This window comes from Methanomethylovorans sp. (genome assembly GCF_041305605.1).
Lineage (GTDB): Archaea > Halobacteriota > Methanosarcinia > Methanosarcinales > Methanosarcinaceae > Methanomethylovorans.
In genome coordinates, this window is record NZ_JBFYLB010000064.1 from 1 (window position 1) to 12286 (window position 12286).

At 43.1% G+C, this 12286-nt stretch carries 12 protein-coding genes; 9 read left to right on the top strand and 3 right to left on the bottom strand.

The window, feature by feature from the left end; genetic code table 11:
- The first annotated feature begins 68 nt into the window (after positions 1 to 68).
- The 3 genes from nadC to ACCM36_RS04095 all read left to right on the top strand — a co-directional run bounded on the left by nadC (position 69) and on the right by ACCM36_RS04095 (position 2125).
- Positions 69 to 893, top strand: a complete 825-nt coding sequence (nadC, locus tag ACCM36_RS04085; RefSeq protein WP_370572461.1) for a carboxylating nicotinate-nucleotide diphosphorylase — start codon at positions 69 to 71, stop codon at positions 891 to 893.
- A gap of 81 nt (positions 894 to 974) precedes the next feature.
- A complete protein-coding gene (locus ACCM36_RS04090) occupies positions 975 to 1667 on the top strand; it encodes an ABC transporter ATP-binding protein (protein WP_370572462.1) in 693 nt (230 codons plus the stop codon).
- 8 nt (positions 1668 to 1675) lie between these two features.
- Positions 1676 to 2125: a PPC domain-containing DNA-binding protein gene (locus ACCM36_RS04095; protein WP_370572463.1), complete on the top strand. Its 450-nt coding sequence runs from the start codon at positions 1676 to 1678 to the stop codon at positions 2123 to 2125.
- Positions 2126 to 2138: 13 nt separating this feature from the next.
- On the opposite strand, the gene ACCM36_RS04100 is transcribed toward ACCM36_RS04095, so the two are convergent.
- Positions 2139 to 2519 carry a transcriptional regulator gene (locus ACCM36_RS04100; RefSeq protein ID WP_370572464.1) on the bottom strand — a complete coding sequence of 127 codons (381 nt, stop codon included), beginning with the start codon at positions 2517 to 2519 and terminating at the stop codon, positions 2139 to 2141.
- 134 nt (positions 2520 to 2653) lie between these two features.
- On the opposite strand from ACCM36_RS04100, the gene eno reads away from it, so the two are divergent.
- The 6 genes from eno (at position 2654) to ACCM36_RS04130 (ending at position 9994) form a co-directional block, all read left to right on the top strand.
- A complete protein-coding gene (eno, locus tag ACCM36_RS04105) occupies positions 2654 to 3931 on the top strand; it encodes a phosphopyruvate hydratase (protein ID WP_370572465.1) in 1278 nt (425 codons plus the stop codon).
- Between the two features lie 63 nt (positions 3932 to 3994).
- Positions 3995 to 4621: a LysE family translocator gene (locus ACCM36_RS04110; protein WP_370572466.1), complete on the top strand. Its 627-nt coding sequence runs from the start codon at positions 3995 to 3997 to the stop codon at positions 4619 to 4621.
- A gap of 82 nt (positions 4622 to 4703) precedes the next feature.
- Entirely contained in the window at positions 4704 to 5873 is a 1170-nt protein-coding gene (locus ACCM36_RS04115; protein ID WP_370572467.1) for an ABC transporter permease, read from the top strand.
- Between the two features lie 55 nt (positions 5874 to 5928).
- Positions 5929 to 6342 (top strand): inorganic diphosphatase, encoded by a 414-nt coding sequence (locus ACCM36_RS04120; protein WP_370572468.1) that lies wholly within the window; start codon positions 5929 to 5931, stop codon positions 6340 to 6342.
- A 208-nt stretch (positions 6343 to 6550) separates the two neighbouring features.
- The gene (locus ACCM36_RS04125; RefSeq protein WP_370572469.1) at positions 6551 to 7870 is read left to right on the top strand and encodes an ATP-binding protein; all 1320 of its coding nucleotides are present in this window, start codon (positions 6551 to 6553) and stop codon (positions 7868 to 7870) included.
- A 156-nt stretch (positions 7871 to 8026) separates the two neighbouring features.
- Positions 8027 to 9994 carry a PAS domain S-box protein gene (locus ACCM36_RS04130; RefSeq protein ID WP_370572470.1) on the top strand — a complete coding sequence of 656 codons (1968 nt, stop codon included), beginning with the start codon at positions 8027 to 8029 and terminating at the stop codon, positions 9992 to 9994.
- On the opposite strand, the gene ACCM36_RS04135 is transcribed toward ACCM36_RS04130, so the two are convergent.
- Both ACCM36_RS04135 and ACCM36_RS04140 read right to left on the bottom strand, forming a co-directional pair.
- A complete protein-coding gene (locus tag ACCM36_RS04135; protein ID WP_370572471.1) occupies positions 9991 to 11148 on the bottom strand; it encodes an ABC transporter permease in 1158 nt (385 codons plus the stop codon). The two genes, ACCM36_RS04130 and ACCM36_RS04135, sit on opposite strands and share 4 nt — an antisense overlap.
- A gap of 18 nt (positions 11149 to 11166) precedes the next feature.
- Entirely contained in the window at positions 11167 to 12267 is a 1101-nt protein-coding gene (locus ACCM36_RS04140; protein ID WP_370572472.1) for a hypothetical protein, read from the bottom strand.
- Between the last annotated feature and the right edge of the window lie 19 nt (positions 12268 to 12286).

Genomic DNA, 12286 nt, shown 5'->3' on the forward strand with positions numbered 1-12286 from the left:
AAGCTGTAAAGTTAGAAAAGGTTATTACAATCTACATATAAACCTCTTGAAACATATCGGTGGTAAAGATGCTAAACAGTGAATTGGAACGTTTCATCCAGGAAGACCTTGGTCCCTATGACCTTTCATGTACTCTGGTGCCGGAGCGGGAAGTAAAAGCTATCATCTTCGCTAAGGAGGAATGCACTCTGGCAGGCATTGATGTTGCAATGTCCATTTTCAAGTACTTTAACCTGCACGCGACGACACCATATCACGATGGTGATAAGATACAGGCCGGAGATACTATTTTCTACCTCGCAGGCAGCTCCGTATCGATGTTAAGAGCTGAAAGGCTCTCTTTGAACTTTCTGGGTCATCTGAGTGGTATTGCCACTTTGACAAGCAGATGTGTGCAAATAGTAAGTGCGTTCTCGGATGCAAAGGTCGCCTGCACCCGCAAGACAGTACCTGGCATGCGCAGCCTGGAAAAAATGGCTGTGATGGCAGGCGGTGGTGATACCCACAGGTTCAGTCTGTCTGACTGCATCATGCTTAAGGACAATCACATCAAGCTAATGGGTTTTGAAGCAGCCATAAGCGAAGCAAGAAAAAGGGCCAGTTTCACCCAGAAGATAGATGTAGAGGTGGAAACCATGGAAGAAGCCTTGTTAGTGGCTGGCCTCGGAGTGGATATCATCATGCTCGACAACATGAGTCCGGGAGAGGTACTGAGAACTGTGCAGACTCTCAAAAAAGCAGGTTTAAAAGAACATGTGTTCATAGAGGTATCAGGAAATATTACCATCGAGAACCTTGAAGAATACGCGAAGACTGGTGTTGATGTGATCTCTATGGGATCGCTTATCCATGCTGCAAGATGGATGGACCTCAGTATGGAGTTCTCTGTGTAATGTTATTGTACCCGGAAAAGTGAAATAGTGTAAGCCATCTCTACTATAGTGGTAATTTAGTTTTTATCCAGGATAAGTCTGATGACAGAGCAGAATAACATAATTGAGATTAAAAATCTTACCAAAGTTTATGGGGACGGTGTAGAGGTAAGGGCATTGGATGACCTGAGTCTGGATATAAAACGCGGCGAGTTTTTAGCCATAATAGGCCCTTCAGGTTCAGGAAAGAGTACTCTGCTGCATATGATCGGGATCCTTGATACTCCTACATCCGGCACGATTTTAATAGACGGTCAGGATGTGACCTCCATGTCCGAGGACAAAAGGTCGAAGGCCAGGAACAACATGTTAGGGTTTATTTTTCAATACCATCATTTGCTTCCCGATTTTACTGCCCTTGAGAATGTTATGATGCCATTGCTTATAGCTGGCAAGAGCAAGAAACAGGCAAGGGAGCTAGCTGAAAAACTGCTTAAGGAAGTGGGATTAGAAGATCGGATGGACCACAAGCCTCCACAGCTTTCCGGAGGTCAGAGCCAGAGGGTTGCAGTCGCAAGGGCACTGGCTAACGATCCAAAGATAGTCATAGGTGATGAGCCTACGGGTAATCTGGATTCCAAATCAAGTCAGATGATCTATGATCTGCTAAGGAAGCTTAACAAGGAGCGGAACCAGACATTCATTCTGGTTACCCATGATGAGCAAATGGCAAAGAGGACAGATAGAATAGTCCGACTAGTGGATGGCAGGGTATTTGAGTATGGAAATGCTTGAGGTCTGGCATGGAATATACTGCAGGTACTATTGGCAGGGTTTTCTTCCTGCGAGTTGATCATGGTGAAGACCTGATTGAAGCATTGCAAACCGTTTCAAGGAAAGAGAACATAAGGTCTGCTTTTTTCTTCCTGCTGGGTGCCATTGAACAGGCCGAGCTTGTGGCAGGCCCCAGGGCGGCATGTGTGCCTCCCGTCCCGATGTGGGTCAAAATAGGCACACCTCATGAGATCATAGGCATTGGAAATGTTTTTTATGAAGGCGAGGGTCCTAAGGTACACCTGCACTGTAGCATAGGCAGGGATGAAATTGTCAGGACAGGTTGTTTGAGGAACCAGAGTAAGGCTTTCATGGTAAATGAAGTATGCATCCTGGAAATATCGGGAATTAATGCGGCACGAGTAAATGATATTGAAAAAGGATATTCTCCAGTCATATTTGGAAAAATGGATGATTGAAAGCATTTTGCTCTCAGAGCTTTTTCAGATTCTTTAAATGCCTGAGAGTTTCTTCCATTTCTTTGTTCCTCTGCCGGATCTCTTCTTCAAAGGTCTCTATTATCTCTCTAAGGGGAACAATCAGTTTATAGTACTTGACCGGCCTGCCTTTATCAGAGTTCTTTTTCTCATTGCGTTCTTCTATCCATCCTCTCTCACGCAAAGGCCTCATGGCAACGCTTACTTCGGGTTGCCGCATTCCGGATGCCTGCTCAATGTCATGGGAAGTAATCTCTTTCCCGCAGGAGAGGCAGGCGATGGAAATAGCTTCTGTTCTGCCGACTCCAAGGTTTTGCAATAATTCGATGATCTCTTTGCTTTGCTCATCCAGGATATCAGCGCTTTCTATTTTCATAAAAATATATGAATACTTCTATGTTTATATAATTTATGCAAAAAATGTTCTGTTCCTGCCTTCCTTCCAAAGGACACGCTAACAATATATACACTAATAACCTTTTATGGGATAGAACATGGAGGTGGAACAGGATGGTTTACATTGCTGATGAACGTAAGTACAAGATAGAAAAAGTGCATGCTAGAGAGATCCTTGATTCACGGGGCAATCCTACGGTCGAAGTGGACGTTTATACTGGCTGCGGCTTTGGGCGTGCCAGTGTTCCCTCGGGTGCTTCCACCGGTACCCATGAGGCTATTGAGTTGAGGGATAAGGAGGCAGACCGCTATAGAGGTAAAGGTGTTCTCGATGCAGTGGACAATGTGAACACTACTCTTGAAGGTGACCTCGTGGGAATGGATGTTCGCCACCAGCGCGGCATAGATGCTCTTATGATAGCCATGGACGGTACTGATAATAAGATGACGTTGGGTGCCAATGCTATTCTGGGTGTTTCAATGGCAGTTGCAAAGGCAGCCGCAGATTCCCTGAACATTCCTCTATACAGGTACCTTGGAGGCACGAACGCACATACTCTTCCTGTTCCCACAATGAACGTTATAAATGGCGGTAAACATGCAGGTAACGACCTTGCTATTCAGGAATTCATGATTCAGCCCAAGGGTTCTGATACTTATTCCGAAGCTCTGAGGATGGGAGCTGAGACCTATCATGCCCTGCGCAAGGTACTTGAAGACAAATACGGTGCTTCAGCAACGAACGTTGGCTATGAAGGAGGGTACGCTCCACCATTGTCCATGACCACGGATGCCCTTGACGCCCTGATGAGCGCAATAGAAGAAGCAGGTTACAGCGAATCAGATATTACTATTGGTATTGACGCTGCAGCATCTGAGTTCTTTGACGGGGAAACATATTCCATCGATGGCAAGTTGCTGGATGGCGGAGAACTCACTGATCTCTACCTGGAATTGATAGATAGTTATCCGATCATCTACATCGAGGATCCTTTCCATGAGGAAGCTTTCGAGGATTTTACAAACCTGACTGCTGAGGCATGGGAAACCCTTATTGTGGGTGATGATATCTTCGTGACCAATACTGGCCGCCTTGCGAAAGGTATTGAAATGGGTGCTGCCAATGCCCTGCTTTTGAAAGTGAACCAGATAGGTACGATCTCCGAAGCTTTCGACGCAGCAACTCTTGCAAGCCGTAACGGATACGCTGTAGTGGTCAGCCACCGTTCTGCAGAGACTGAGGATAATACTATCTCGGACATTTCTGTGGCTATTGGGGCCGATCTGATCAAGACAGGAGCTCCTGCACGCAGTGAGCGTACTGCAAAATATAATCAGTTGCTCAGAATAGAGGAAGATCTAGGAGATATTGCCAGATACGTGCAACTCTAATTCCTCTCTTTTATCTTGTTTCCTGCTTTTTTAAGTTTCATTTTCAATGGGACAGGTGAGATATTGATCGAATCAATGCAACTTCTCTATTTTATTGCTGTCTCTGTAGCTCTCACTTTACTTCCTGGTCCCGATATTCTTTTTGTTCTTTCCATAAGTGTTTCACAGGGGAAAAAGGCTGGAATGGCAACTGCATCAGGTCTGTGTACAGGATTGCTGTTCCATACGACCGCCGCAGCACTTGGTATATCTGCCATTGTGTATAGATCTGCACTTGCATTTACAGTAGTAAAATATGCAGGTGCTCTTTATCTCCTCTACCTGGCTTTCAAGGCACTAAAGGAAAGTGTAACTCTCTTCTCATCCTTCGATGTTAAAGAGACCGATGTGCAGCTCCTTTTCAGAAGAGGTATTGTAATGAACATTCTGAACCCAAAGGTTTCTCTTTTTTTCCTTGCATTCCTTCCTCAGTTCGTAAGTACAGGTGCGGGGAATGTCCCGATGCAAATGGTATTTCTGGGAGTCGTATTCCTGGCCCAGGCATTGATCGTCTTTTTCCTGGTGGCGATATTTGCAGGGCTTATTGGTTCCAGGATCATGCAAATTCCAAATGCAGGGAAATATGTGAATTGGGCCAAAGCAGGTATCTTTTCAGTAATAGGACTGGAGCTTGCCCTTTCTGACCGGTGATCGCCACTTTTATTTTCTCTCTTTTTCCGGAATGCAAAACATAAATAACTGCTGTCCCACATACTATGTGTAGACCAAGATAATGTATGAACTGAAAATAGCTCTTCGCCACATCACCGCAAGGAAACGACATACACTTTTTGCAGTTCTTTCCGTAGCTTTGGCTGTAGGGGTCATAGTAGTGCTTATGTCCATGATGTCAGGTTTTACGGAAGAACTGGTAAGGGTCACTGTGGAGAGCTCGCCACATATCGTTGTAAGCTCCCAGGACCAAGATGATGAATACCTGCATTTTTCTTCTTATTATTCAGGTTCTATAGAAGGGATCGATGGTGTAGAGGCTGTATCTCCTTCTCTGCTGGGACAGGCCGCCCTTTCTTTTAAAGACAACGCAGTGGGAGCGGCTCTCCATGGTGTATATGCATCTTCAGAAGAACAAACTAGCCATGTGAGCAAAGATCTGACCAGTGGAAGTTTTCTGGATCTGGACCGCAGCAGGCATGGTATTGTCATAGGTGATAATATGGCCGAAGAGCTCGATGCATCACTGGGTGACTGGGTGACCATGGTAGATCCCTTAGCAGGTTCAAGTAATTTCAAGATCATTGGTATCGTTGATACGGGCACTGATGCTGACGAAACCACAGCCTATGTCCGCCTGGAGACCCTTCAGGATTACTTCTCAAAGGAAGGTGTTGTAAGTTCCATTAACTTGCGGGTACAGGATCCTTTTCAGGCCGATATCATAGCAGCAGCTATTGAAAAAGATACAGGTCTTGATGCTGTAAGCTGGATAGAATCAAACAAAGAGATCCTTGAACTTTTGAACACCCAGACTGCTATTGTATGGATATACTATTCTCTGATCTACTTCATAGCAGGTTTTGGCATAGCAAATACCCTGGTCACCATAGTCATGGAAAAAAAAAGGGAGATAGGCATGCTCATGGCCATGGGGATTCCCAGAAAGAACATTACTTTGATCTTTATCATGGAAGCTGTAATTCTTGGTACCGTGGGTGTGCTACTTGGCTGCATTATGGGCTACGTGGCTGCACTGGGTATTGGCTCTTATAGGATCGAGCTTCCTCAGGAAGTTTATTACGGACTCACAACTTTGCCCATAAAGATCGATCCTCTCAATTTCGTATATGCCGGAGTATTTTCTTTCATTATCAATGTCATTACAGGTGCCTATCCTGCCCGTAAGGCATCTTCTCTTAATCCGGTAGAAGCCATTGAGAGTGAGTGAACTGATCTTGTCACAGGACAGTAAATAATTTCAACGATCATGTGCAATACATTTCATGAAGGTTGTGATCGAAACTCCAAAATACAGTTTTTTCAAATATAACAGATCAGGTGATCACTACAGAAAGGTATTTTTTTCCCCAGTTCCGACCATCTTTAACTATGGGTATATAGATGGTGTAAAAGGTGCCGACGGTATGGAAGTGGATGCAGTTGTCCTAGGTCCCCGCATGGCTCAAGGTATGGTGATGGAGTTCTCTCGCTGTTATGGCGTAGTTAGGTTCATGGACGACTCTATAAAGGACGATAAATACCTATTCTATATCAGTGGTTATCGTTCTTCACACATACTGTCTTTTTATTTTAAGATCTATGCCCTCTTTAAAACATTTAGATATCTTCTATCTGAACAGCGGATATCTCGATGTAAGTCCCTTGGTATAGAAGAGATCAGTAATGATATTATTTGATTCGAGTGGTATATATTTCCATAGAGATGCATGTTACTGTTTCAAATAGGAAATGATTTATGGATGTTACTCCAATCTCATCTATAAGTGGGTGGTTGCATACTATGTGTCTAATTAAAAATATTGCCGCACATACAAAAATTATTTCAAAAAATGTATGCTTGACAGGATGCTTCTGTAGTACAACATGTTTCAGGTGGGATCTACAATGAAATCCGGTGAAACACGTGATACTTCTGCCGAAGGCCCGGACATAAAAGATTTATCCAAAAGAAATCCGATCGGTAAAGTGGCTATTCTGGACATCACTGATAAAATGGATCTGAGTGATGAGTTAAAAGCATATTATAATCACCTTGAAATGCTGGTCCTTGAACGTACGGAAGAACTCCGGTCGATCAACGAGCAGTTGCAGAAAGAGATGTCAAGAAGGGAACGCGCAGAACAACTTCTGAGACATGAAAAAGACAGATTGCAGAATTACATTGATGTTGTTGGGGTTATGATCATTGTCCTGGATACGGATAAATGTGTTTCTCTTATTAACCTTAAAGGAGCCCAGCTTCTTGGCTATGATAAGGATGAGATTATAGGAAAAAACTTGATTGCGAACTTCATACCAAAGGATGAGCAAAATAAATTAAATGCTCAGTTCTCAATGTGTTTTAAAGGTGATCTCACAAGGAATTATGAAAACATTGTGTACACACGTGCTGGTGAGAAGAAGCTGATCTCATGGACGAATGTGCCTCTTCTGGACGAACAAGGCAGAGTTATTGGGTGTATCAGTGCCGGGGAGGACATTACAGATATAAGGCTCTCTGAGAAGAAACTCAGGAGATATGCTGATGAACTCAAATGTAGTGATGAGCTGAAACTCCTTTTCATCGATATCCTGCGCCATGACCTGCTAAATCCTGCTAACATCATAAAAGGCTATTCTGAATACCTTCTTGAAACAATGGCACGTGAAGAGGAAGCATCTATCGTTGAAAAGATCTATCACCAAAACGAGAAACTTATCAAGATAATCAATGCGGCTTCAATGTTTGGCAAGCTTGAAACAACTGAAATGATAAATTTTGAGGAACTTGATCTGCTTGATTTGCTGAGGAAAGTTTCCAGTGGGTTTGCACCTCTACTGGAAAAGAAAGGTATGACTCTTGAATGCCCGGCTACGGGTAGTTATCCTGTCTATGCGAATCCCATTATGGAGGAAGTATTCTCGAATCTTATATCCAATGCCATCAAGTTCAGTCCAGAAGGAAGCCAGGTCGTTTTAGACCTGGAGGACAAAGGCTCTTCATGGAAAGTAACGTTCACTGACTCTGGTATTGGTATCAGTGATGAGCACAAGGAAGTCATATTCACAAGGTTCAAGAGGGTTTCCGGTGAAGGGACTAAAGGATGCGGGCTTGGACTTGCTATCGTAAAAAAGATAGTAGAGCTCCACGGTGGCGAAGTGGGTGTCTATAACAATCCTTCGGGTAAAGGTTCTGTTTTCTGGATGCAGATTAATAAAGCATAGCTTACGATCAATCGGTTTTACGGTTTCAATACTTGAAATCTTTCGCAAAGTATATACATGCTCAAAGATATCTTATTTTTATAGTATTCGCTTTTATCCATTACAATATTTATTGGAATTGATTTATCATTTGATCTTACAAATTAAGTGGTACAAATGAGCAGCACAATCGACGATTGTAAGAATGCAGAGATTGACTGCATTTGTAAAATATCGGGCATAATAGCAAATAATGAAAATTTTAAATATGTGATGCAACAGGTAGTTGATACATTACCTTCCGGTTTTCAGTTTCCTTCTATCACCTGTATCAGAATAAAGGTAAACGGTAGAATATTCAAAACTTCTCGTTTTAAGATCACTCCCTGGAAACTTTCGTGTTCATGTGCTCCTCCAGGTTCAGAAGTTGTATCTGCTGAAGTATTCTACCTGGACGAACGCCCAGAGGCAGACGAAGGTCCCTTTCTTTCAGGAGAAAGGACCATGCTTTTTTCAATATGCAACTGTATAAAGAGTTTCCATGAACGAGAAATAGCTTTGCGGGCTTTTAATGAAAGTGAACAAAAATGCAAGGCTTTCATGGATAATACCCTTGACGGCATGGCGGTGTTGGATTTCAAAGGAAAGATCTTGATGTTCAACATGGCTTTGGCCAGAATGTTTGACGTTGATGACTCTGAGCTTTCCATGAACCACAATATGCTTGATTATTTATGTGAAGAATATAAAATTAAGGCTATTAAAGATCAGCTGAATGTGATAAGGGGAAAAGGGGGCTATCTCAGCACATATAAGGTACGTTCAAAAAAAGGACGTGAATTTTGGGTAGAAGGGCTGGGTACGAAGATCATCTATAACGGCAGCCTGGCTAACATAGTTGTCATCCGTGATATCACTGAGAGAATAGTTGCAGAAGAAAAATTAAAATCTTATCGTCAAAGCATAAACAATCTTGTGCAGGAGCGCACTATCACTATATCTTCAGCAAATGAGAAATTAAAAGAAGATCTTAAAGTATGGCAGCATATTAACCAAATTCTGGTTTATGAAAAAGATAAACTTTCTGAATATCTTGGAAATATTGGGGTGATGGTAGTAGTCCTTGGCCGAGATGGACACGTATCTTTCATAAACAGGAAAGGCTGCGAAATTCTCGGCTACAGTGAGAATGGGATAGTTGGCCAAGATTGGATAGCAGCTTTCGTTCCTGAGAGTTATCGGAATTATGTAAAGGATGTGTTTTTAGAATGTCTTAACGGTAATTGTATGGTAAAATGTGAAAATCCTGTACTCAAATATAATGGTGAAAATAGGTTGATATTATGGACAAACGTTCCTCTGATAGATGAAAATAAGAAGGCTATTGGAGTGATCAGCACTGGTGAAGATATTACGGATCTCAGGCATTCCCAGGAAGAACTTCAGCAATATGTTGCTGATCTTAAGAGCAGCAATGAATTTAAGGTTCTTTTTATAGATATTTTGCGTCATGACCTGCTGAATCCTGCCACCATTATCAGAGGCTATTCTGAGATTCTGCTGGATAAAATAGGGGTGAATGAGGAAAAGTCTATTGTTGAGAAAATTTACGCCCAAAATGAAAATCTTATCCAGATCATTAATACTGCTTCGATGTTAGGTAAACTTGAAAACACTGAAATGATAAGTTTTGAGGAGCTCGATCTGCTTGATGTGCTGAGGAAAGTTTCCAGCGGGTTTGTACCTCTGCTGGAAGCAAGAAATATGATCCTAGAGTATCCGGTTAAGGGTATTTATCCTGCCGATGTGAATCCTTTGATGGAAGAAGCCTTTTCTAACCTGCTATCCAATGCTATCAAGTTCAGTCCCGAAGGAAGCAGGGTTGTTTTAGGCATAGAGGACGAAGGTCCTTCATGGAAAGTAACATTCGCTGACTCTGGTATTGGCATCGGTGATGAGTACAAGGACGTTATATTTACAAGGTTTAAACGAGTTTCCAGTGAAGTGACTCAGGGAAGCGGACTAGGTCTTGCTATCGTAAAGAAAATAACAGAACTTCACCACGGTGAAGTTGGTATCTATGACAATCCTTCAGGATCAGGTTCTGTTTTCTGGATAAAAGTGAATAAAAAACAGCCTTTTTAATGTGAGGCTATTGCTTCCACAGGGTCAAGGCGAGCTGCTCTCTGAGCAGGGTAAATGCCTGCTGCAAGGTTCAGCAGGAACACAATTAGTATTATGGTCATGACATCTGTGAACCTGACGATCACAGGTATTGAGCTTATTCCATAAAATTCTTCAGGCATCGGATAACTGCCAATTGCAAGTGCAAGAGCTGCTCCTGATACAACCCCGGCCAATGCACCTGCCAGGCCGAGTATGCTGCTTTCTAACAGAAATATCATGCGTATGCCCGAGGCTTCCACACCCATGGCTCGAAGTATACCTATCTCTTTTATCTTGCTCATGACGGCCATATTCAAAGTGCTCACAACACCAAAAGAGGCGATCAGCAATATGAATCCCAGGGTTATTGTATTGGAACTTTTTTCTATAGCAATTGTCCTTAATATTTCCGGATTGTTCTCGGTCCACCCTTTAGCATTATATCCAAGAGTTTTTATGCCGTTGGCAATCTCCCTGTCCTGATTGAAATCCACTATACGCAGGGATATGCCATTGATCACATCCTGCGTACCGAAAAAATCCTGGGCTGTTTGAAGGGAGCTATAGGCCAGTGTTTCATCCAGGGGCGTACCAGTGTCGAATACACCTATCACTTCGAGAGACAGGGGATTTGCATCCGGGAATGACACTTCGACCACATCTCCTGGCTGCACCTCTAGTTTTTCTGCCAGTGCCGTTCCTATTATAATGGTATTCCGGGTATATTCCAGCTGGTTGAAGTCTCCTTTGACAATATCTCTACTGGTCCTCGCCACAGTATCTTCTGCAGACGGTATGACCCCTTTGATGAACACATTACGGCTTTTGTCCTTGAACTTGAAAGAAGCTTCCCCCACCAGATAAGGCGATGCAGCCACCACTCCATCCATGGAATTTATGTTGCTGACTATGTTCTTATAAAGGTGGATGTAATCTTCGTTTTCCTGAGGAGTGACCACTACATGAGGCAGTTGATCCACCGTGGTACCATAAAGCTCCTGAGTAAAACCTGCCATGAATGCCTGGGAAACCATGAGTATCATCACTGCTATGCCAATAGCAGCGACAGAGAGCAAAGTCTGCCTTTTTCTTGAACGTATATGCCTAAGAGCAATAAACAGTTCTAAACGCACAGAGTCTCACCAACAAATTTACTGTTTCTTTTTCATTCCAAGATACACTGCTGCCAGAAGTACCAATGTTGAAGGCACTGAAATCCAGGGAGTCTGGTTGTTTGTAGCTTCAGTAGAGGTATTAACATTTGTGTTCACGGGTTTCGCTTCTGCCTCGATAATCCTTTCCTTGCGGTCAAGCACATCACCGTCATTGCCAACAACTTCAATGACCAGCTTGTAAGTCCCTTCCTCAAGCCTCTGGGTCCAGATAGCCTCCACTGTTTCGTCATCTGCGACCAGGAGTACCGGGGACCTTGCTTCCTGCTCATCTATTATCTCACCTTCTGTTTCCCCGGTAGATCTTGACACTCTGAACCTGACAAAACCCTCATAAGGTACCTGTGATCTTCCTTCAATAGTGGCACTTGCACCGATCTCATCTTCGTAAGTATCGGTGATAATTACGTCATCTCTGGCAACAAAAGGTTCAGTGAAGGCCAAAGCAGCAGAAAATGGTGTAGTAAGCCTGATCTTTACTCTTCCCATGTATTCCTTGTTGTTCGTGAGCAGGATATTCCAGTCCTTGCTGATCTCTTGTGGCGTGGTATGCAATCCTATTTTTTTCTCAGTTCCGCTATAAACCACTTCATCCCCGTCCAGAAGCATGTAGTCCAGGTCAAAAATAACTGCTTCCTGAGGTGTCACCATAATGCTGAAACCTTGCGAATTCACACTGAGGTCATCGACCTTTACCCTGGGGATAGTCCTGCTGCCATAAACGAAATCGTATTTTGTACTCGCTATTTCTTCAGTATCTTTTAATATGCTGGCTGAGACACTGTATTGTCCATCCTTTGTTTCATCGGTGTTCCACAGTACCACTTTCATTATGTCAGTATTAGGCTTGGTGCTGCCAATCCCAATTTCCTGAGTATCAAGAATATTTCCTTTGTAAAGCAATTCCAGCCTGAGAACAAGATCAGTAGTTGTAGTGGTGGAAGTTATTGTCACATCACATGAGTCGAGATCTGAATATATATCCACTATCCGGATGCCCGTATCATCAGCTCCCACAGTCAACGGGAGGCTGATCAGGACAACTAATACACAAACGAGCAGGGTTAGAGCTTTGGGCATTTAAAGACTTCCAGGTTTC

Excerpts from the sequence above, each read along its gene's own strand:
- nadC (WP_370572461.1), top strand. The coding sequence starts at position 69 with ATGCTAAACAGTGAATTGGAACGTTTCATCCAGGAAGACCTTGGTCCC.
- eno (WP_370572465.1), top strand. The coding sequence starts at position 2,654 with ATGGTTTACATTGCTGATGAACGTAAGTACAAGATAGAAAAAGTGCAT.
- ACCM36_RS04090 (WP_370572462.1), top strand. The coding sequence starts at position 975 with ATGACAGAGCAGAATAACATAATTGAGATTAAAAATCTTACCAAAGTT.
- ACCM36_RS04125 (WP_370572469.1), top strand. The coding sequence starts at position 6,551 with ATGAAATCCGGTGAAACACGTGATACTTCTGCCGAAGGCCCGGACATA.
- ACCM36_RS04100 (WP_370572464.1), bottom strand. The coding sequence starts at position 2,519 with ATGAAAATAGAAAGCGCTGATATCCTGGATGAGCAAAGCAAAGAGATC.
- ACCM36_RS04140 (WP_370572472.1), bottom strand. The coding sequence starts at position 12,267 with ATGCCCAAAGCTCTAACCCTGCTCGTTTGTGTATTAGTTGTCCTGATC.
- ACCM36_RS04115 (WP_370572467.1), top strand. The coding sequence starts at position 4,704 with ATGTATGAACTGAAAATAGCTCTTCGCCACATCACCGCAAGGAAACGA.
- ACCM36_RS04095 (WP_370572463.1), top strand. The coding sequence starts at position 1,676 with ATGGAATATACTGCAGGTACTATTGGCAGGGTTTTCTTCCTGCGAGTT.
- ACCM36_RS04120 (WP_370572468.1), top strand. The coding sequence starts at position 5,929 with ATGAAGGTTGTGATCGAAACTCCAAAATACAGTTTTTTCAAATATAAC.
- ACCM36_RS04130 (WP_370572470.1), top strand. The coding sequence starts at position 8,027 with ATGAGCAGCACAATCGACGATTGTAAGAATGCAGAGATTGACTGCATT.